We start from the raw sequence: 19,991 nt of genomic DNA on the forward strand, positions 1-19,991 counted from the left end.
CGAAATCGAGGTGCTGCGCCGGTTCCTATCCGTGATGACACGCTGACTGGCTGGCTTTCGCGGCGGAGCGTGAGGCCACGTCCGATGCATCTGCCGAGGTCGGCAAGCCTCGCTCATCCAGGTGCATGTGGCGCATCAGGCCTGCAAGCTTATGCGGATTGCGGATGCCGCACTCGAACCAGGAGACGAGTTCCCGCGCAACATGCTGGGCCGCCGGACTGCGGATTTCGAAGGAATTCTCCCGACACCATCCCCTGAGCACCGCATGCAACATGGCTATGTCTTCAGGCTGCAGCGCCGGCTTCGTAATTCCCGAATGCTGGCTCATCCGCATTCCTCCCCATTGCATGAGCCGATCCTAATCTTCAGATTTTCCTTTTCAACTACGGGTACGGAAGCGTACGGAGACGAATGGCCGTTGTTTTTCCTCCTCTAAAGTTGTGGAACCAACGGGGTCGGATCAGGTTCGGCAGTTGACTGTGTTAGGCACGAGGAAGCGGATTGGCTGAGGTTTGAGTCGCCATTGCACAGCATGAGCACCGTCAAACCAAGCTTAGTGTAGGCATCCGTCATGAAATCCCTCAGCCCCCTTGCCGGCAAAACGATCCTCATCATCGGTGCGCCGGGATTCCTTTCGGACGACGCAAAACAGGCATTGATCGCCTGTCGGGCCTCGGTTGCCGGGCCGGTCGTCATTTCCAGCGCGATGGAACGCTTGACCGAGGGGTTGGTGTTCCAGGCCGCGATTATCGACGTCAGTATCTCCGATCAGATGATGCTCTGGCTGAACGAATGGCTGGAGACACGAGGGATACCCTTTGTGTTTGCGCATGATCAGCGGTCCAAACCGCCTCGGGGCGGCTTTGTCCTTAGCGGCCGTCCTGCCGACCTTGACGCGATTATCGCGGCGTTGTTCGGGCCAGACCTCTCCTATTATCATTGAGGTGTCCGCTTGCGTACAGTTTGCGGTGTTGCTGATCGGACTTTATCGTCACGGCGTGACGGACGACGACAGGTTGCTGTCGGCCGGCCGGCTGGCACTGACGCAGGACGCGACTGGCAGGACCGAAGCGGTCATCTCCGGCGCGGGCAGGTCCGAGGGCGGAATGGCCGGATCGTAGTGCGGATTGCGAGGCTGGCGGCCGCGCGTCGAAATCAACGCGCAAGGTGTCTTCCGATCAAACGCCGATATTCCTCTTCGGCTGCTCCATAGGAGCCGTGCGCCTCTTCGATCAGTCCGCGCCGATTGAGAATGACGATCTGCCGCCGGGTGGAACGGATCAGGCCCTTGCCCTCAAGCAGGTGCAACGCGACGGTCACGCCGGCGCGGCGAACCCCAAGCATCACGGCCAGGAATTCGTGGGTTAACCAGATGGTCATGCCGTCGGTCCGGTCATGAACCATCAGCAACCAGCGGGCAAGGCGCTCCTCAAGTTTCGCATGGCCATTGGCCAGGACGGTCGATGTCGTTTGCGCGAGAAGCGCCTGGACATAGGCAAGAAGCAAGCCGCGCAGAGAACGGCTCTCTTCCATCGCGGCAGACAGGATACGCGCCGGCAATTTGAAACCGTGTCCGGAGACCTGCATGAATGTACGGTTCGCCGACTGGTTGCCGCCGAGTACGACCGCGGCGCCGGTCATGCCCTCGCGGCCGACGATCCCCACTTCAATGTCCCGTCCGCCCGGAAACCGCGCCACGATCGAGGCAAGGCCCGATTCAAGCAGGTAGACGTCGCTGACCGGCGTATGCTCCGTTTCCAGGATCAAGGGGACATCCAGAGTAACCGGCTCAAGATGAGGCAGCAGAAGCTCGCGCTCTTGCGGCCCCATGGCGCGCAAAAGTTCATTCCGAAAATTCAATTGTTCGTCTTCCATGTCCATCCACGCAACGATGATGATGCGATCGTTGTTGCGGGCGAACCTAACCATCTAGAATCATTGAGCAATATATTGTGCAATAGCGTACAGACGTGCTCGCGACCTGTGCCTGCGATAAATATCCGCGGGGGTGGCGATCGGCAATACGACGACGATGGGAACCAGGGAAGGTTTTGGGAGTTGGGCACGGCGAAAGCCGCCTGCAATCGCAACCTAGCTTCGGCGGTCCTGCCAGATGGCATCCCGCCAATCGCTGGAGGGGCAGAAATCATGATGCAGCCCAAGGAGAATCGCCTGCTGGCTCTCTTGCCGGAGCACGAGTATGCGGCAGTCGTTGCCCATCTCGAGCCCTGTGCCATCCCCCGCGGTCACATCATCGTCCCGGCAGATGCCACGATCGAGCACGCCTATTTCCCATGCTCGGGCATAGGCTCGGTCATCAACATCTCGCCTGAGGGCAATCGCGTCGAAGCGGGATTGTTCGGCCGCGACGGTTTTGCACCGGTCGCGGCGGCGATAGGGGCTGGTATCAGTGTCCCTGAGGTCACCGTCCAGGTGCCTGGTTTCGCCTATCGTGTGCGGCAAACCGCGCTACTGGATCTAATGACAACGCAGCCGGTCTTCGCCAGCCTTCTCCATAAGGTTGTTCATGTTCTGGCGACGCAGGCCGGCTTCACCGCGCTTTCCAACGCCGTCCATGAGATCGACGAGCGGTTGGCCCGCTGGATATTGATGTGCCACGACAGGGTCGACGGCAACGAGCTCGCGCTGACGCACGAGTTCATCGCCTTGATGCTCGCGGTGCGGCGCCCGAGCGTCACCACCGCCCTGCATTTGCTCGAAGGCTATCGTTTCATCCGCTCCGTCCGCGGTCTGGTGATCATCAGGGATCGCGCCGGCCTGGAAGACTTCGCCTCCGACGCCTATGGCAAGGCGGAGGACGAATATGAGCGGCTGATCGGGCCTCTGAGGAAACCGAAGCGCAATCTGACCGACATGTCTTCCACACGCCCGGCCTGACCAGGCGGATCGAAGGCCTGCCGATTTAAATCCCGGCATAGCATTCATAGCCGCGATCCTCCCAAAAACCGCCATTGCCGCCGCAGAGCTGGCCGAGATCGGCGACCGCCTCGATGCGAGTCAGATATTTCGCCTGCTTGTAGCCGAGCTGCCGCTCGACCCTCAGCCTCAACAGCGCCCCATGCGCCGCCTCCAGGTCGCACCCTTTCATCAGCGACCACTTTTCGACGAGCCCGCCGACATCAAGTCTCCAGGTCGAGAACTGCCGGCTCATCTAGTCGAGATATTGCGGGTTATCGGGCATGCCGGTGCCATTCGAGCGGAGGACCGACGAGAGATCGGCCTCGGTGAACTCACGGGCCAGCGCGTCATCGCAGAGCAGAAAACGTTGCGTTTTCATGTTGAAGCCTTTGACGATCTTCAGCACCGATCAGTGCAGGCTGCGAGGTTTCCTGGAATGAGATTGCGGTATCCGCCGGCGGCCTGCAGATGGTACACATCTGTCCATTCGAGACGCGTTGGAATGCGTTACAGCTTCGCGTGCATGTGATAGAGCTGTGATGCGGAAAAAATATATGGTTTTCGCTGTAACCGATTGGCTGCTTTTACGAATGAACTCCCTGACAGCATGACCACCGCCCATTCGGAAGAAGCCCTGAGAGCACTGATGCTTCTCTCCCTTGACGGGGACGAGGCGGCCTATCGGCGGTTACTCACCGCTTTGCGCATGCTGCTCGTAGGTTATTACAGCCGCAGGATGGCTGCGGCAACGAAAGCGGATATGGAAGACCTGGTCCAGGAGACATTGCTGGCACTGCATTCCCGCCGATCCACCTACGACCGGCAAAGACCTTTCACCGCCTGGTTCTTCTCGATCGCCCGCTACAAGTTGATCGACCATCATCGCGGCCACGGTGGGCGCAGGCTGGCCGAGACCGAGCTTGGCGAGGAGATCGAAAGCGACTTCAGCGAGGATACGCTGACCGCCCGCATGGATGTCGAGCGGTTGCTCGACGGATTGCCGCCGAAGCAGCAGGAACTGATCCGTCAGGTGAAGCTTGAGGGCCGATCCGTCGCCGACACCGCAAACCGCACCGGCCAATCCGAATCGGCGGTGAAGGTCAGCATCCATCGCGCGCTGAAGACGCTCGGGGAGAGATTGCGAGGCGCATCGTGACAGAGACGGACGACATCATCGAACGCCTGGCAAGCGGCCTGAAGCCGGTGCCGCGCAATGCGCTGCGGCGCCGCTTCGCGCTCGGCATAATCCCGGCCCTCGGGCTCTCCCTACTGCTGATGTTGATTATTCTCGGCCTCAGGATCGATATGCCCGACGTGCTGATGCTGCCGGTCTTCTGGATCAAGTCGGCCTATAATGCCCTGATCGCGGTGGTGGCCTTTGCCGCCGTCTTTCGGCTTTCCCGCCCCGACGGCTCCGAGGGACGGTTTTTCGCTCTGCTTGCCCTGATCTTTGCAGCCATGGCGACTGTGGCCGCCATCCAGCTCCTGCTAGCCCCGGCCGGGACCTACCCGGTGCTGATTCTTGGGTCCTCGGCGCTGCATTGCCCGCTGCTCATCATCGGCTTCGCCATCCCCATTTACGCCGGCGCGGTCTGGGCGTTGCGCCGGGCAGCACCCGTGGATCTGCGGCTGACGGGGTTCGTCGCCGGCATCGCCGCGGGAGCAGCCGGCGCCTGGGTCTATTCCTGGTTCTGCACCGAAAACGGCATGCCTTTCGTGCTGATCTGGTATTCGCTTGGCATCCTGCTCACCGGTGCCTTCGGCGCTTTCACCGGCCCTCGCCTGCTTCGCTGGTAGATCTCCTCAAACTATTGCCTGGAACATTCCGCCTTTCGCCGGGTTCGGGGATCGAAGGAGAGGAAGATGAACCACGATTCGGATCGTCGCGCTTTCGTCATCTATATCGGCGCCATCATAGCGGTCGGGCTTTTGATCGTGCTCGGCGCTACGATCTCCTGGAATACGAGCGGTAGGAGCGATCAGCCCAGCCAACTTTCAAGAGAAGCCAACCCCTGATGGAACGGCCCAAGGACGACTCGATCCGGGTGGAGCGGCTGAGCGCTGACCAGCAGCGCAGCAGCCAGAGAGTCGTGTGGCTGGCCCTCACTCTGATCGCAACGGCCCTCGCCATCGCCTTCCTGCTCTACGTCTCGATCCTCATTTACGGCGTGATGCAAAGGATGTGAGCGCGCGGCGGCCGCCACATCTGTTCTATCTCCGGCGCGCGGTCGGCCGCAGCCGATAATTGATTGTGAGTTGGAGCTTACGCCTAAGGATGTTCAGTCGGCGAGATTGTTTCCGAGCATTGCAATGAGGCAGTCGCGGGCGCGGCTCACGCGGCTTTTCAAGGTACCGATCCGGCACCCGCACATTTTGGCGGCGTCCTCATAGGTCGTTCCGGCAGCCACCAATGTCAGGGCCCGGCGCCTGTCCTCGGAAAGGTGGGTCAATGCCCGCTGCAATTCGTGCTCCCGCAGCACCCACTCTTGCGTCGGGGCGATCGCCACCTGTTCCATAGCAGCGTCCATTCCGGCCGGCTCGCGCTTCTGCCGGCGGTAATTGGTGCAGAAGGTGTTTCGCAGGATCGTGAAAAGCCAGGATTTGAGGGAGGTGCCGGGGTGGTAGAGATGCAGCGAGTTCAGCGCCTTCAGCAAGGTTTCCTGAACGAGGTCGTCGATGTCATCATCGCTGCGCAGGAACCTTCTGGCAAAGGCGCGCAATGCCGGCGTCAGTTCGACGATCTCCCGCTCGATCGCGGATTTTTCTTTACAATGCGACGCAGGGCGTACTGAAGACGAGGAAGCCATTTTTCTCTCCTGAGATTTGAGAAGGAAAGCCGCTGGCTCTCCATTCGTTGCGGTACGGTACCGAACAAAAGTCCAGCTTGGGCCGCGACCTTCGCCGGCGCGCGGACGGGAACAACGGCGCCTGGCAATTGTTCGGTGATCGCCGTCTCGATGTTGCTCGGGCGGTCTCTTCCTTGGCCGGACAGAGATGACGCCTCCGGCCACGGGGGCGTCATATTTCCGATCGGAACATCCGGCTCATGCGAGAGTTTTTTGTCCGCACGACACGCCATAGGAGGAATAAATGGCAACCGAGAAGACACTGAACGACCTGTTTCTCGATACTCTCAAGGACATCTATTACGCCGAAAAGCAGATCCTGAAGGCCCTGCCGAAGATGGCGCGCGCCGCGCAATCGGAAGAGGGCAAGGCCGGTTTTCTGCAGCATCGCGACGAGACCCAGGCGCAGGTCGAACGCCTCGAGCAGGTTTTTGAAATGATCGGCAAACCGGCACGCGGCAAGACCTGTGAGGCCATTCAGGGCATCATCGCCGAAGCCGAGGAGATCATGGACGAATTCAAAGGCACGGCCGCCCTCGATGCCGGCCTGATCTCATCGGCGCAGGCCGTCGAGCATTACGAGATCGCCCGCTACGGGACGCTGATCGCATGGGCAAAACAGCTCGGCCTTAAGGACGCGGTGCCGCTGCTGCAGGCAACGCTGGCCGAAGAAGAGGCAACCGACAAGAAGCTCACGCGGATCGCCGAGTCTTCGGCCAACGTGAAGGGCAAGGCGGCCTGAGCACCCATTCAACAGCGGCCGCCGCCCCGGCGGCCGTGCCCGGCTCCTCCGGCGATCAAAGCCCAAGCTGCCAGATTTCGGCGGCGATGATATTTCCCCCGGGTGCGATCAAACGCGCCGCACCCACCCCCTTGAAGCCGGGCAGCCGCTTGGTTCCCGTCCAGCGGCCATCGTCGGCGAAGACCTCGATCGAGCCCGCATCGAGAAAGATCCGGATGGTCGACGGGCGTGCGCCGGCGGCGATATAGCGGGGCGATGCCTTGGCATTCGCCACAGAGAAGGGAATGCTCAGCCCGTCGTCGCTTGCCTGAACCGCGAGCGTCGCTTCGGGATGTTCGAGATCGAGGCGAAAAACGTTGCCGGCCTCACGGAGGGTAAGCAGGATCTCGACGGAGCCGTTGGCGAGATCGACGGTCCGGCCCTTAAGAAGGCCTTCGGCATCGAGCTCTCGCTGCCGTAGGCTTTCGACACCTGATACCGGCGGCGTGATCAGCGCACCGCCTTGCAATGCCAGCCGGCGCGGCAGGGTCATCGCTGTCGGCATGTCGAGTTCCCTTGATATATCCGTCCAGTTCGCAAGCCAGGCAATGCCGATCGGGCCGGCATCATCGACGAAGGCCTGGAAAGCATAGGCATCGGTAGCGAAATCCAGCTCCTGTTCGAATTCGACCAGAAACCGCTGGCCATCGAACCGGCCGACGGTGGCAAGCGTCATGTTGCGCCGGCCGGTCACCGGGTCGCGGCTGGTCAGCAGGCCGAAGATCAGGGCCCAGCGCGTCGAAGGATCCTTTGCCGGACCGTCGAGCGGCACCATGCAGGGGCACTCCGCTGCGGTCATGCCGAAGCGGTTTTCGCGGTGAAGGATGCCGAGGAAGGTCCATCCCGCCGCTGCCGAAGGATCATCGGTTTCATAGAGCAAGATGACGCCGCCCTCTCGGTCGCGTGTCCCGAGCAGCATCTTCCATTTCTCGTCCGGTCCCTTGAAGACATAGGGATCGCGGAAATCGGTCGTCAGATCGAGGCCTGCGGGGCGCGCCGGCAGGATCAGCTCAGCCGGCTCGGCTGCCACCAGATCGCGGGTTGTGGCGGTAAGCTGAACCTGCTCCTCCGGAATGCGATCCTTCAGGTGCTCGGTGAAGAAGATGCGAATGCCGGCCTTCTCCCCGGGGAGCGCGATCGCCGAGCCGGAAAATGCGCCGCCTCGCCCATCGGCCTGTGCGGCAAACTCGTCCGAAGGCGGAAGAAACACCGGGAGATGCTTCCAGTGGAGATAGTCGTCCGAGATCGCATGACCCCAGTGCATGTTGTTCCAGCGCAGGCTGTGCGGATAGTGCTGGTAGAAGAGATGCAGCCTGCCGCCGAACCGTCCAAACCCGTTGGGATCATTCATCCAGCCGAATGGCGGGCGGAAGTGGTAGCCGCCGGAAATGTCGGGCGCGGCATTGGCAGGCCCGGTATGGAGCAGCCGGATGCCTTCTTCCAGCACATGGGATTGGGCAAACGCATAAAGGACCGAGAGCTCGGTCGTGACGGGATCATAGGAGAAATCGGCTTCCCCGCCTCTTTCCAGCGTCATCCGCCGGAACTGGAATTCATCCGAATTCGACGCGTCGATGGTGGCGAAAAGCTCTCCGTCGACGCAGATGCGCAGCCTTCCCGGGGCGCCGCCATGCGATGCCTTGATCCAGGCGTGGATCGTCGACCCGGCGGGCAGGACGGCGCTGATCGTCTCCAGCCCCGCTTCATCGGAGGGAGAAGTCGCTTGGCTTGTCATCAATTCAACCTTTCACGGCAGAGCCGATAAAGGAGCTCACGAACCAGCGCTGGAATGCGAGGTAGAGCCCCAGGATCGGTATCATCATCAAAACGGAGGCAGCCATCGCCCGATCCCAATAGATGCTGTCCTGTCCGAAGAAGGTTGCGATCGCCACAGCGATCGGCCGGGCATAGTCGGTCTGCGTGACCAGGATCGGCCAGAGATACTGGTTCCAGGTCTCGATGCCCATGAGGATCGACACGGTGGCGAGTGCGGGCAGGCTGAGCGGCAGGAAGATGGAGCGATAGGCCCGGAAAAAGGAAGCCCCATCGATCTCGGCGGCCTCAAGCAGCTCTTTCGGCAACTGCGCGAAGAACTGGTAGAACAGGAAGATGTAAAGGGGGCTCGCGACCCAGGGCACGATCTGCACCGCGAAGGTATCGGACATACCCGCCCTGGAGACCATGATCACCAGCGGCATGATAATGCTTTCCTGCGGGATCACATAGAGCGCGACCACGACGGACAGGATGACGGCGCGACCCCTGAGCGATCCCCAGGCGAGAACGAAGCCGGCCATCGAATTGACGACCAGGCCGGAGCAGACCGTGGTGACCAGGATGATCAGCGAGTTGATGAGGTAGCGCCCGAAGGCGAGCTCGCCGGAGAGGTGGCCGACTTCGGCATAATTGGAAAACGTCGGGTTCGAAACCCAGAAGGCGCGGAAACTGCCCATGTCGGCGAGAATCTGGAACCGGTCGTCCTTGAGACTCGCGACGACGAGCAGCAGCAACGGAGAGACGACCACCAATGCGATGATGAAGATGCAGACAGTCTGGATGGCGCGCAGAACCCTGGCGGCGGAACGGGGCCGCGCGGCGCGGGCCTGTGGGATCGAGAGAGCGATATCAGACATCGAAGCGCCTCAGGAGCTGGCGCTGGATCAGCGCGATGACGAGGACGATCACGAACAGGATGACCGAGACGGCGGAGGCATAGCCCATCTTCTGCTCTTCGAAGCCGGCGCGCACCATGTAGTGCACGACAGTTTCGGTGCTGCTCTTCGGCCCGCCCTGCGTGAGGATGGCGACCTGCGTATAGAGCTTGAAGGCCTGGATAGTGGTGATGACAAGCACGAAGACATGGGTCGGCCGCAAGCCGGGCATGGTCACATGCCAGAAGCGGCGGAAAGCACTGGCGCCGTCGATCTTGGCGGCATCGTACAACTCGTCCGGAATGCCCTGAAGGCCGGCGAGGTAGACGATCATCTGGAAGCCGTAGGCCTGCCAGGCCGAGAGCAGCACGAGCGAGAACATCGCCCATTGCGGGTCGCCAAGCCAATCGATCGGCTGGATCGCGCCGCCTGAGAGGAAGCCGAGGATCTGGTTGAAAGGACCTGTCGGATACTGGAACAGGGTGCCCCAGATGACGCAGACCACGACCATCGAGGTGATCGCCGGCAGGAAGAACATGCTGCGCAGCAGATTGCGCAACGGCAGCTTCTGGTGCAGCAGCAGCGCCGTTGCGAAGGCGAGGCCGCACTGCGCCGGAATGATCCAGAAGGTGAAGCGGGAGACGTTCCAGAGGGCCGTCCAGAAAAGATCGTCCTGGACAATGCGGATGAAATTGTTGAGCCAGACGAACCGGACCGGCGTCGGGCGCGGCACCAGAGGTTGGTTGGTCATCGCCGTCCAGAAGGACAGGAGGAACGGCACGATCAGAAAGAGGGTCAACAGGATGACGGCGGGCGCCAGCATGGCGGCTTCCTGCATCAGCCGTCCCTTGTCATGCCGGCGCGCCGAGGCCTTTCGAACGACCGTCGCAGATGTCGATTGCTGCAAGACCATAGAGCTCCTCCTTTCGCAGCTTATTGCCGGTCCCACCCGGCGATGTCTGCTGGAGACATCGCCGGGCCGCGACCTGGCGGCGGCAATGACGCCTATTGCTCGTCGCCGAACGGCGGGTAGCCGTCATTATCCTCGATATCCTGATCGATCTTCTTGGCGGCCGACGTCAATGCCTCCTTCGGATCGCCGCCATTGAAGGCCTCGTCGACGGCCTGCATAAAGGCGGAGGTGATGGTCGGATAGGCTGGATGCGGCGGGCGCGCGATGGCTGTCTTCGATGCCTGTTCGAAGGCGATCGCCATCGGGCCGCCCGGGGCGTAGAGCGGAGATTCGGCGGCGAAGCTCTTCAGGCCGGGATAGCCGGACTGGCTCGCGACGAAGGTCCGGTACTCCTTGTCCTTGAGCAGGAAGCTGATGAACTTGCCTGCGATATCGGGATGCGCCGACGTCTTGGTAACCGCCCAGATCCAGGTGCCGTTAGGGCTGGCACCCTCGGCGCCGAATTTAGGAAGCGGCAGCACGACGATGTTGTCCTTCATGGTCGCGGCGGCCTCGGCATAGACCCAGTGTCCGCCGAGCGCCAGCGCAGCCGGATTGCCTTCGGCGAAGAACTGGTTGGTTCCGGCCGACTGCGGCACGACCCAGTCTTTCTTGACCCATTTCTGCATCATCGACAGCGCATCGACGCAGGCCTCGCTATCCAGCGTGCCCTCGGATTTCCAGGCCTTGCGGTCGATGAGATCGCAGCCGGCCGATTGCAGGATCGGGCCATAGGCATAGGTGATCCATTCGGTCTTGATGCCGTAGCCGCGGAAGGTGTCTATCGGCCACTTCACGCCGTCGAGCTTCGACAGCTTCTCGAGATAGGTTTCGAACTCCTCCCGACTCCAGGCATCGTCTACGGATTTCGGGATGCGGGCGCCGATCGCTTCGAGATACTTCTTGTTGCCGTAAAGAACGACTGATGAGTCGGTCAGTCCGATCGCATAGAGGTCCTTGTCGATCGGATATGTGCCCTGGGCGATGTTGGACGCCGTCATGTCGTCGAGGACATCCTCGTCGATCAGCGGCTTGATCGGCTGAAGATAGCCCGACCAGACGTAATTGGCGAGGAACGGCGCATCGAGCTCCATGACGTCGGGCAGCTGCTTGGCCATAACCGCGGCGCTGAACTTCTCGTTATAGGCGTCGTGTGGCGCATAGATGAACTGCACGTCGACATCGGGATTGGCGGCCTCGAACCGCTCGGCGACTTTGCCATAAGCGGCGACAAAACCTGGGTCGCCCTGATGCATGACCTGGATTACGGTTTTCTCGGCTGCCTGCGCTCCCATGGCTGATAGCGCCGAGGACAGGACCAGAGACCAAAGTAAACGATTACCCATTAGAATTCCTCCTCCATTGAATGGGCCTACTCAATTTATACGGATGCCCGCTCCACCAGTTGGAACGGCAGTTTCTGCACCCCGACCGGGACCCGGTCTTCGGCAAGCAGGATTTGCGCGGCCTGGCGGCCCATGGTGCGATGGGGAAGCGCCATGGTGGTCAGCGGCGGGTCGAGGCGCGAGGCGATCTCGACCTGGTTGTCGAAACTCGCAACGGCAACGTCGTCGGGAATGGCCGCGCCTGCCCGGCGCAGCGCGGCATAGACTTCCATGGCCACGCGGTCATTGCCGCACAGGATGGCATCGGGGCGTCGGGGGCCGTTCATCAGTTCATGCACATGCGCGGCGACCAGGCTGTGGGCCCGGTCGCTGTAGATCGGCTTGCTGACGGCGGGCAGGACGATGGCGCCGGCTCCGTCGATGCCGGCATGATCGAGCGCCTGCCGGAAACCGAACTCACGGAGTTCGCCCGCTAGCAGCCCGGGCAGATTGATGAAGGCGATGTTGCGCCGGCCGGCATCGATGAGATAGCTGGTAATCTCGATCGCCGCACCCGTTTCATCGGGCACCAGCGAGATCACGCGGTCGTTGGCATCCCGGCAATTGATCATGACGCCGACCACATCGGCAAATTCGGGCGGCAGGTCGACGCTCTTGTGATACATGGCGGCATAGGCGATCGCCCGCGGGCGAAATCGCCGCATCTCGTCGAGGATCGAGGCGATGCTCCTGTGGCCGCCGAGCGTCATGGCGAAGACGGCCATGTCGGCAGCACGCACGGCGCCGTCGAGCCCCCTGATGATCTCGGTGGCGAAGGGGGATGTGATCAGATCGTCGGCGACAAGGCCGACGAGCGGCATCCAGCCTTGCCGCATGCTGCGGGCGGCGAAGTTGGTGACATAACCGAGTTCCTCGGCGATCTCCTTGATCCGTTGCCGGGTTTCCTCCGACATGCGCGCCGAGCCTCCATGCAGTGCGCCTGACACTGTCTTGACGGAAACACCGGCGCGGACGGCTATGTCGTTGAGTGAGGCGGTCACGGGTTCTCTTTGGGTTATCGATTACCCAAATTGATATCGGTGATTTTGCTGGGAGTCAAGTGTGGTGGCATTGCTGACGCAAATGCCGCCTCCCGCGGATTTGCCTGAGCGCCGTGGCGAACTCAACCAGAATTCTTGCGATGTTCGAAAATGAGAGTTTCGGAAAGCGAACCGGAGTTGCCCAGTGCGCAAGCGGGTAAAAACCCCGCCGAAGCGGGGTTTTTCGCTTAGGCTGCGCTCAATTGTTGTGTGCAGCACAGGCTTCGTCCATCGGCGTGGCATTGCTCGTGCCGCCCTGCGTCTGGAGGTTTGCCGAGTTATTGACCGGGTTGGGGCACTTGGTCTTGTCCATTTTCATCGTGCCGCCGGTCGTGGAACCGGTAGTGGTGGTATCGGTTGCCATCGGCTTTTTGGCCTTCGTATCGCTGGTCGCGCCACCACCCTGATCGGCCTGGTTCTTGTCCATGGTGGCCCCGGCCGGCGCCGGGTTGGATTGGGCGAAAGCGGACGTGGCCATGCCGAGAGCAAAAAGCGAAGCTGCTACGAGTTTCATACGCATTGAGATTTCCTCCTTGGGGAACTTTGCCTTATTGGCCTATCCACAACCGCGACGGCAGGTCATTGTTCCGCCACCGGTGTTGACAAAATATGCGGTAGGTCGCGAGCCTTGAACCCGGCAGACGCCGCAGCATTTGAACGCCTGATCGCGTGAGTCAGATCGTCCGGTCGAAAAGCGCCAACGTCCGGGTGTCCTTCAATCGGAAGACCTGGGCAGGCCGGTTGCTCGCCCGGCGCATCTCGCCCTCGATCGGCTTCAGGAAATCGGCTTCGGCGACGCGCTTTCGAAAGGCCGACTTGTCGAGTTTTCGGCCGAGCAGGTGTTCATAGACCGATTGCAGCTCGCTCAATGTGAAGCGGGCCGGCAGCAGGTGACCGGGCAGGCTCGAATATTCCACCTTGCTGCGGATGCGGCCGAGCGCCTCCTTCAGGAGCGATGCATGGTCGAAGGCGAGGGACAAGCCGACGCCCTCCCCCTCGATTAGCCGCCATTCCGCCTCCCCGGCCATTGCATCCTGCCGTTCGGCGATGTCATCGGCGGAAAGCAGCGCGATATAGACGATGCTGATGCTCCAGCCCCTCGGGTCGCGGGTGCGGCTGCCCGTGGTCTGCAGCTGTTCGAGATAGGGGGTTTCGACACCGGTCTTTTCCTTCAGCACGCGCCGCGCCGCCGCCTCCAGATTCGCGTCCTCGTCAACATGGATCCAGCCGCCGGGCAAGGCCCATTCGCCGGAAAAGGGCGCATTTGCCCGCCGCACGAGAAGCACGGAGAGGCCCGTCGGCGACAGCGAGAAGATCGCGAGATCGACGGTCGCGATTGGTCTGAAGGCGTCGTTATCATGCGTTGTCATGTTGCGAACTTAGCACGCGACGGCGTTAGTGTAAATCTTCAACTAAGTTAGTTGACAATTATCACTAAGTCATGTTTTCTCCATCTCGGCACGAGCAGGGGGCTCGCGTCAGGAACAAGGAAACGGTCATGTTCGGACTGCGCTTCATCAAGACGGAACCTACGCAATACGTCATCCAATATCAAAACGGCACCGCCGTCCGCGAAGGCGCCGGGCTGGCCTTCTGGCATTTCGCGCCGTCGAGCTCGCTGGTCCTGGTGCCGACGGCGAGCGTCAACGACCCCTTCATCTTTCCGCTGGTGACATCGGACTTTCAGGAAGTGACCGTGCAGGGGCAGATCACCTATCGCATCGCTGAGCCGCGCCGCACGGCAGCGCTCCTGAATTTCACGCTCGACCGCAAGGGCCGTTATGTCTCGGAGGATCCGCAGAAGCTTTCGACCCGGGTGATCGACCGCGTGCAGGTGGCGATGCGCGCCGAGGTGCAGATGCTGTCGTTGAAGGAGGTTCTTGCCTCAGGCGAGGCGCTCGTCGCCGGCGTGGCGGAAGCGTTGAGGAAACATCCGACGATCGAAGCGCTCGGCCTTGAAATTCTCGGCCTGTCACTGCTCGCCGTCATGCCGAAGGCCGAGACGGCCAAGGCGCTGGAGGCCTACGCCCGCGAGGCCCTGCTGCGGCAAGCCGACGAGGCCATCTATAGCAGGCGCAATGCTGCGATCGAGCAGGAGCGGAGGATCAAGGAAAACGAGATCGCCACCGAGATCACGCTGGAGAACAAGAGACGGCAGGTGCGCGAGGCGCAGATGGAAGCCGAACGCGCCGTGCAGGAACGGCAGCTGCAGATCCGGCGCGAAGAAATGGCCGGCAAGATTGCGCTGGAAGAGCAGAACCGCGATCTCGTAACGCTTGCTGCGACCAATGCCAAGGCCGAGGCCGATGCGCAGGCCTATGCGCTGACGGCGATGATGAAATCCTTCGAGCAGGCCGATCCGAAAGTGCTGCAGGCGCTCGCCTCGGTCGGCATGAAGCCCGGCCAGCTGATGGCGCTCGCCTTCCGCGACCTTGCCGATAATGCGACGAAGATCGGTCAGCTCAACGTCTCACCCGATCTGCTGCGCGAGATATTGCAGCCGCAGGAGGGCAAGGACCGTGCCGGCCTCTGACGAACGCAAGATCATCCTGGTCGTTCGCCCGACTCGCCTCGACGAACTTATCGCCCGGTTCAACACGGTGCAGCAGGCGCAGTTCTATGTCGAGCATCTCGGCGCCGATTTCAGCGATTACCTCGCCGAGAAGAAGCGCTATGAAACGGCCATCGCCGAGGTCGAGGCCAGCCTGCGCGCCGTCGCCCGCGTGCAGCGCCTCGACCGCCGCTACCTGCCGAACTTTGTCTTCGGTCCCGACGATGTCGTCGTCGTGCTCGGCCAGGACGGGCTGGTCGCCAATACGCTGAAATATCTCGACGGCCAACCGGTGCTCGGCGTCAACCCCGATCCGATGCGCTGGGACGGCCTGCTGCTTCCCTTCAACCCGAAGAGCCTTCCGAGAGTGATCGGCGAGGCGCTGAGGAACAAGCGGCCGATCAAGCGCGTCAGCATGGCCAGGGCGACGCTGAATACCGGTGCCGTCATCCACGCGGTCAACGATCTCTTCATCGGCCCGCAAAGCCATGTCTCGGCGCGTTATGTGCTGCGGGCCGAAGAGCGCGAGGAGCGCCAGTCCTCCAGCGGCATCATCGTCTCGACAGGCATGGGCTCGACCGGCTGGCTGAAGAGCCTCTATTCCGGCTGGCTCGGAGCCGCGAGCGCCCTCGGCCTCCATCCCGCCGAGCGAACGATCGACATGTCGTTTGCCTGGGACGCCGATTACCTGCGCTATTTCGTCCGCGAACCCTTCCCCAGCCGCACCACCGGCACCACCATCGTCGCCGGCCTGGTCTCTCAGGATCAGCCTTTGACCATCCTCTCCGAAATGCCGGAACACGGCGTGATTTTCAGCGACGGCATCGAGGCGGATTTTCTGGAGTTCAATGCCGGCACGCGGGCGGTGGTGACGCTGGCGGAGAGGCAGGGGTTGCTGGTAGTGTGAGCGGTGGGGATCCAATGCAGGGCGCGCTGACTGCGGCCATTGCGACCTCCGCGAAATCCCCTATTCTGCGGATCTCTCAGCGCGAAATTGGAAAGCCGACACCGCCATGAGCGTTTTCGTTTTGCTGATGGGCTTCCCCGGCGTCGGGAAGTTGACGATCGCGACCGAACTGAGTTTTGTCTTTCCCGCAAAGATCATCGATAATCATTGGTTCAATAATCCGATACTCCGCCTGCTCGATGACGATGGCGCGACGCCGCTTCCGAAAGGAATCTGGGAGTACACCGGCAGAGTGCGGCAAGCGGTGCTGGATGCGATTGTCGCATACTGCCCTCCCCCGGCGAACTTCATTTTCACCCATGCCGGTATCGACGGCGATGAGCGTAGCGCCCGCACGTATCAGCAGATCTCCGACGCAGCCCGACAGTGCGAGGCGCTGCTGGTGCCGATTAGATTGCTTTGCGACGAGGAGGAGTTGGCGCGCCGTGTTTCGACGCCAGCGCGTCGCGATCGGCTGAAGTCAATCGACGCGCGAGCCTCCAGAGAGAAAAGCAGACAAGCGCGCGTGCTTGATCCCAAACATCGGTTTGCTCTGGACTTGGACGTGACTGCCAAAACCGCAGAGGCCAGCGCAGCAGCAATCCAGCATCACATTTTGAGGGTTGTCGCCGGCGATTTTGGCCCGCCTTAGAAAAAGACCCGTTGTCGCACCACAGTTGGCAGTTCGGCTGACGCCGGTACCTGGAGCAAATCCGGTGGCAGGAGGGATTCCTGTTTCCTGCAAATCATGAGATTCTTCTTTCATGACGAAACGCCGCCTGCCCATGGCCGAGCATGCCGACACGCTGTCGCTGAAGGCGCTGCGCGAGCTCGTGACGGGTTTGGTGGAGCGGGCTGATCGAGCAGATGCCCGGATTGAGAAGCTCGAAGCTGAGAACCAAAGGCTTCGGGATGAGAACGACCAGCTCAGGCTCGAGAACACCCGGCTGAAGATCGACAACCAGCTTTTGCGTGACGAGATTGCTCGCCTGAAAAACCTGCCGCCGCGCCCGCCCTTCAGACCGTCGGGGATGGAAAAGGCAACGGGTGGCAAGACGCTCACCGGCAAGAATCCGGCGCCCAGGCCGCGAGGGCCGAAGAACGATACGAAGCGGGTCACGCGTGAAGAGGTGCTGGCTGTCAATGTACCGCCTGGATCGCGCTTCAAGGGCTACAAGGACTGTTTCGTCCGGGATCTGGTGTTGCGGGTCGAGGTGGTTCGTTACCGTCGGGAATGCTGGGTGACGCCGGAGGGAGACACCATCATCGCGCCGCTGCCTGTGGGGATACGAGGCGGGTTTGGGCTCAATCTGCGGCGATTTTGTCTGATGCTGCATGCGCATGGGCAGGTCACGACGCAGCGAATGACGACGTTGCTCAACGACGTCGGTGTCGAAATCTCCAAACGCCAGGTGGTTCGTTTGCTGACAGAACGGCTGGACGGCTTTCATGCGGAGGATGCAGCCGTCCTCCACGCCGGCCTGGTCTCGGCGCCCTATGTGACGGTCGACGACACCGGTGCCCGTCACGCCAACCGCAATTTTTATACGACGCATATCGGTGGCGAGCATTTCACCGCCTTTCGCACGACGTCCTCGAAGTCGCGACTGAACTTCCTGGCGCTGCTGCGCGGCAACTATCAGGACTATGTCCTTAACGATGCCGCCTTCACTTTTCTCGAAGACCGACAGGTCGACCCTGCCCTTCTGGCACGGTTGAGCACCCACGAACCGCAGCGGTTTGCCAATCAGGTTCCGTTCCTCGCCTATCTGGCTGAGAAGGGTATCGACATCTTTGACCGGGACATTATCCGCCCGTTTGCCGAGGCCGGTATCTGGGGCTCCATTCGCCATCATGGGCTGGTCGGTAATGCGGTGATCGTCTCCGACGATGCCGGGCAGTTTCGGGTCGGTACCCACGCGCTGTGTTGGGTCCATGCGGAACGGCTTCTGCACAAGCTGATGCCGGCGACGCCGCGCCAGGGAAAACATGTCGAGACCCTGCGCGAGCTGATCTGGCTCTTCTACAAGCAGCTGAAAAACTACCAGCGAAGTCCAGGACGGCGTGCAGCCCGCGGTCTTCAGGTTCGGTTCGATCGGATATTCTCCATCCGCACCGGATATCGCGACCTCGATCAACTGCTGTTGCGGCTGAAGCGCCGCAAGGCCGAGCTGTTGCGGGTTTTGGAGCGGCCTGAGACGCCGCTGAATACGAACGCCTCGGAACGGGATCTGCGCGGGTTCGTCATCAAGCGAAAGATCTCGGGTGGCACGGTCAGCCGCAATGGCCGACAAGCGCGCGACAGCATGCTCGGGCTGATGAAGACCTGCCAAAAGCTTGGTCTGTCGTTCTGGCACTATCTTGGCGATCGGCTGGGCATGGGTGATGACGACCATCCTGTTCCGCCCCTCCCTTCCATGGTTGCGGCACGCGCCTGACGCCTCATCCTTGCCCATTGGGCTGGCACTGCCACCAGATTTGCTCCACTTACCTGACGCCGCTTTCCACCGCAAGGGAAAATTCGGAACTTAACGCTTTGATTTCTCTGCGTCGGATTTCCTTGCGGAAGCAATATAACGCTTCATTTCCGCTACGTCTGTGCTGGCGGCATGGGGGATGGATGAAATCGCTGCCGAGGGCTGGAAGCTCGAAGGGCGGTGCGGGTGTGTCGATGTTCGTTCATCCAAGTAGCAACGTTGCGGCGGGCCCTTCGAGGTTCGCCCTTTGGGCTGCGCGCCTCAGCATGAGGGCGCTGGAGGGTGCCGCGCCTCTTCCAATCGTCAGCGGTCAAGGGAGCCTCATCCTGAAGCGAGGAAGCCGAGGGCTGGAGCCTCGAAGGGCGAGGCGGGCGTACCTAGATCGGAACAGTGCCGTCAAACCCCGAGGCGCCCTTTCGATCAGCGCGTTCACTTGCCCCGCGGCTGATCATCGAAGGTAGCGGCCGGCGAAACCAATCCGTGCTGCGCACGCGTCATGCCTTCCGGAAGCTGGAACCAGTCATGCCTGGATTGTTCGTAGACGGAAACCAGCGGCGCGGGGAATGTCGGGTCTGCGAAGGCGCCGACGGCGACGATGCAGAGATTGGGATTGAAATCGCCCTCCCAATACAAGGAGGTTCCGCAGTTTGGGCAGAAATGGAAGCGAACATTGCGCCCGTCCGCGCCTTCGCGCTCGAAGAGCTTCCGCTCTCCCTCGGTCGTCACCGCGGCCTTCTCAAAGATCGCACCGCTGCCCGCAACGGCACCCGTTCTGCGCTGGCAGTCGCGGCAGTGGCATAGGCTTACCATGAGAGGGTCGCCTGAGGTTTTCACGCGGAGCGATCCGCAGTGGCATTGTGCAAGTCTTTCCATGTCCAATCTCACTTGCTTCGCTGTTGGTCCTGTTCGATGTCTGGCGGGTACTCGATGAGAGATCCGGGGATGGAGCTGACCGTTGACAAGAGCCTCAGCTTGAAACGCCTCGAAGGGCGAGGCGGAAGTGCCGGCACTTTTTCGGGAGGGCAGAAGCCCGGCGCGGGGAGAGAGCTGCGCCGGGCTTCGATAGTGACCGACAGCGTGGGAGGAGGAGAGCTGCCCGTCGGGCCGAAGCAGCTTAGGAGGGTGCAGCGCTTCAGCTCATCACGAGGTAGCGACGCATTGCGGCAAATTCAAGCCAGGCGGTTGTGTCGATCTCGCGCAGGTGTAAACGCAAGCGACAACGTGTGCGGCATTTGCCTCAGCTCTCGGGCTGTCCGCGGACAATCGGATGCAGTCAACCGGATTCTCGCCGCCCATCCAGTGAATGGCGATCCTCTCGCCGGAACGCATCGCCTCGTGCTCCACCCTCAGCTGTGTCGCTGCCTTCCCGCTCATTGAGCGCCGGCTCGCTTGCTCCGCCGAGTCGAGGTTTCTGCGGAACATCTCGGTTGAGAGGGCGACTTT

The 19,991-nt window shown here is 61.4% G+C and carries 22 protein-coding genes and 1 pseudogene; 11 read left to right on the forward strand and 12 right to left on the reverse strand.

Annotated elements, in window-relative coordinates; translation table 11 throughout:
• Window positions 1–25: 25 nt before the first annotated feature.
• Window positions 26–328 carry a hypothetical protein gene (locus J2J99_RS23000; protein WP_168301326.1) on the reverse strand — a complete coding sequence of 101 codons (303 nt, stop codon included), beginning with the start codon at window positions 326–328 and terminating at the stop codon, window positions 26–28.
• Between the two features lie 243 nt (window positions 329–571).
• On the opposite strand from J2J99_RS23000, the gene J2J99_RS23005 reads away from it, so the two are divergent.
• Entirely contained in the window at window positions 572–943 is a 372-nt protein-coding gene (locus J2J99_RS23005) for a response regulator (protein WP_168301327.1), read from the forward strand.
• A 212-nt stretch (window positions 944–1,155) separates the two neighbouring features.
• Here J2J99_RS23005 and J2J99_RS23010 read toward each other — a convergent pair whose 3' ends face one another.
• Entirely contained in the window at window positions 1,156–1,875 is a 720-nt protein-coding gene (locus tag J2J99_RS23010; RefSeq protein ID WP_168301344.1) for a Crp/Fnr family transcriptional regulator, read from the reverse strand.
• Window positions 1,876–2,151: 276 nt separating this feature from the next.
• Here J2J99_RS23010 and J2J99_RS23015 point away from each other — a divergent pair, with 276 nt between their 5' ends.
• Window positions 2,152–2,898 carry a Crp/Fnr family transcriptional regulator gene (locus J2J99_RS23015; RefSeq protein ID WP_168301345.1) on the forward strand — a complete coding sequence of 249 codons (747 nt, stop codon included), beginning with the start codon at window positions 2,152–2,154 and terminating at the stop codon, window positions 2,896–2,898.
• A 25-nt stretch (window positions 2,899–2,923) separates the two neighbouring features.
• Here J2J99_RS23015 and J2J99_RS23020 read toward each other — a convergent pair.
• Window positions 2,924–3,328, reverse strand: a pseudogene (locus tag J2J99_RS23020) (molybdopterin-binding protein); the annotation flags it as partial.
• A 198-nt stretch (window positions 3,329–3,526) separates the two neighbouring features.
• Between J2J99_RS23020 and J2J99_RS23025 the strand changes: the two are divergent.
• From J2J99_RS23025 to J2J99_RS23040, 4 genes are all read left to right on the forward strand, one after another.
• Window positions 3,527–4,075 carry a sigma-70 family RNA polymerase sigma factor gene (locus J2J99_RS23025; protein ID WP_168301328.1) on the forward strand — a complete coding sequence of 183 codons (549 nt, stop codon included), beginning with the start codon at window positions 3,527–3,529 and terminating at the stop codon, window positions 4,073–4,075.
• Entirely contained in the window at window positions 4,072–4,716 is a 645-nt protein-coding gene (locus J2J99_RS23030; RefSeq protein ID WP_168301329.1) for an NrsF family protein, read from the forward strand. The genes J2J99_RS23025 and J2J99_RS23030 overlap by 4 nt, the downstream gene beginning before the upstream one ends.
• A gap of 66 nt (window positions 4,717–4,782) precedes the next feature.
• The gene (locus J2J99_RS23035) at window positions 4,783–4,935 is read left to right on the forward strand and encodes a hypothetical protein (protein ID WP_168301330.1); all 153 of its coding nucleotides are present in this window, start codon (window positions 4,783–4,785) and stop codon (window positions 4,933–4,935) included.
• Window positions 4,935–5,105: a hypothetical protein gene (locus J2J99_RS23040; RefSeq protein ID WP_168301331.1), complete on the forward strand. Its 171-nt coding sequence runs from the start codon at window positions 4,935–4,937 to the stop codon at window positions 5,103–5,105. Before J2J99_RS23035 ends, J2J99_RS23040 begins: the two co-directional genes overlap by 1 nt.
• 93 nt (window positions 5,106–5,198) lie before the next feature.
• On the opposite strand, the gene J2J99_RS23045 is transcribed toward J2J99_RS23040, so the two are convergent.
• The gene (locus J2J99_RS23045) at window positions 5,199–5,726 is read right to left on the reverse strand and encodes a sigma-70 family RNA polymerase sigma factor (RefSeq protein ID WP_168301332.1); all 528 of its coding nucleotides are present in this window, start codon (window positions 5,724–5,726) and stop codon (window positions 5,199–5,201) included.
• Between the two features lie 283 nt (window positions 5,727–6,009).
• Between J2J99_RS23045 and J2J99_RS23050 the strand changes: the two genes are divergently transcribed.
• Complete coding sequence (locus J2J99_RS23050; RefSeq protein ID WP_168301333.1) at window positions 6,010–6,507, forward strand: YciE/YciF ferroxidase family protein; 498 nt, start codon at window positions 6,010–6,012, stop codon at window positions 6,505–6,507.
• Between the two features lie 55 nt (window positions 6,508–6,562).
• On the opposite strand, the gene J2J99_RS23055 is transcribed toward J2J99_RS23050, so the two are convergent.
• The 7 genes from J2J99_RS23055 to J2J99_RS23085 form a co-directional block, all read right to left on the reverse strand.
• Window positions 6,563–8,281: a GH32 C-terminal domain-containing protein gene (locus J2J99_RS23055; protein WP_168301334.1), complete on the reverse strand. Its 1,719-nt coding sequence runs from the start codon at window positions 8,279–8,281 to the stop codon at window positions 6,563–6,565.
• Window positions 8,282–8,285: 4 nt separating this feature from the next.
• A complete protein-coding gene (locus tag J2J99_RS23060) occupies window positions 8,286–9,179 on the reverse strand; it encodes a carbohydrate ABC transporter permease (protein WP_168301335.1) in 894 nt (297 codons plus the stop codon).
• Window positions 9,172–10,110: a carbohydrate ABC transporter permease gene (locus J2J99_RS23065; RefSeq protein WP_168301336.1), complete on the reverse strand. Its 939-nt coding sequence runs from the start codon at window positions 10,108–10,110 to the stop codon at window positions 9,172–9,174. The genes J2J99_RS23060 and J2J99_RS23065 overlap by 8 nt, the downstream gene beginning before the upstream one ends.
• Window positions 10,111–10,202: 92 nt before the next feature.
• Entirely contained in the window at window positions 10,203–11,495 is a 1,293-nt protein-coding gene (locus J2J99_RS23070; protein WP_205919172.1) for an ABC transporter substrate-binding protein, read from the reverse strand.
• A gap of 35 nt (window positions 11,496–11,530) precedes the next feature.
• Window positions 11,531–12,535, reverse strand: a complete 1,005-nt coding sequence (locus J2J99_RS23075) for a LacI family DNA-binding transcriptional regulator (RefSeq protein WP_168301337.1) — start codon at window positions 12,533–12,535, stop codon at window positions 11,531–11,533.
• 238 nt (window positions 12,536–12,773) lie between these two features.
• Window positions 12,774–13,094 (reverse strand): hypothetical protein, encoded by a 321-nt coding sequence (locus J2J99_RS23080; RefSeq protein ID WP_168301338.1) that lies wholly within the window; start codon window positions 13,092–13,094, stop codon window positions 12,774–12,776.
• Window positions 13,095–13,248: 154 nt separating this feature from the next.
• Window positions 13,249–13,944, reverse strand: coding sequence for an NUDIX hydrolase (locus J2J99_RS23085; protein ID WP_168301339.1), 696 nt, complete (start codon window positions 13,942–13,944; stop codon window positions 13,249–13,251).
• 128 nt (window positions 13,945–14,072) lie between these two features.
• Between J2J99_RS23085 and J2J99_RS23090 the strand changes: the two genes are divergently transcribed.
• From J2J99_RS23090 to J2J99_RS23105, 4 genes are all read left to right on the forward strand, one after another.
• Window positions 14,073–15,107: an SPFH domain-containing protein gene (locus J2J99_RS23090; RefSeq protein ID WP_168301340.1), complete on the forward strand. Its 1,035-nt coding sequence runs from the start codon at window positions 14,073–14,075 to the stop codon at window positions 15,105–15,107.
• Window positions 15,094–16,032 (forward strand): diacylglycerol kinase catalytic domain-containing protein, encoded by a 939-nt coding sequence (locus tag J2J99_RS23095; protein WP_168301341.1) that lies wholly within the window; start codon window positions 15,094–15,096, stop codon window positions 16,030–16,032. Before J2J99_RS23090 ends, J2J99_RS23095 begins: the two co-directional genes overlap by 14 nt.
• Window positions 16,033–16,138: 106 nt before the next feature.
• Entirely contained in the window at window positions 16,139–16,723 is a 585-nt protein-coding gene (locus J2J99_RS23100) for a phosphotransferase-like protein (RefSeq protein ID WP_168301342.1), read from the forward strand.
• A 112-nt stretch (window positions 16,724–16,835) separates the two neighbouring features.
• On the forward strand, window positions 16,836–18,509 hold the full coding sequence (locus J2J99_RS23105) for an IS66 family transposase (RefSeq protein ID WP_168302465.1): 1,674 nt from the start codon (window positions 16,836–16,838) through the stop codon (window positions 18,507–18,509).
• Between the two features lie 468 nt (window positions 18,510–18,977).
• Here J2J99_RS23105 and J2J99_RS23110 read toward each other — a convergent pair whose 3' ends face one another.
• Window positions 18,978–19,421, reverse strand: a complete 444-nt coding sequence (locus J2J99_RS23110; protein WP_168302408.1) for a GFA family protein — start codon at window positions 19,419–19,421, stop codon at window positions 18,978–18,980.
• Window positions 19,422–19,991: the final 570 nt, after the last annotated feature.

Origin of the sequence: Rhizobium binae (assembly GCF_017357225.1) — a bacterium.
Classification (GTDB): domain Bacteria; phylum Pseudomonadota; class Alphaproteobacteria; order Rhizobiales; family Rhizobiaceae; genus Rhizobium; species Rhizobium binae.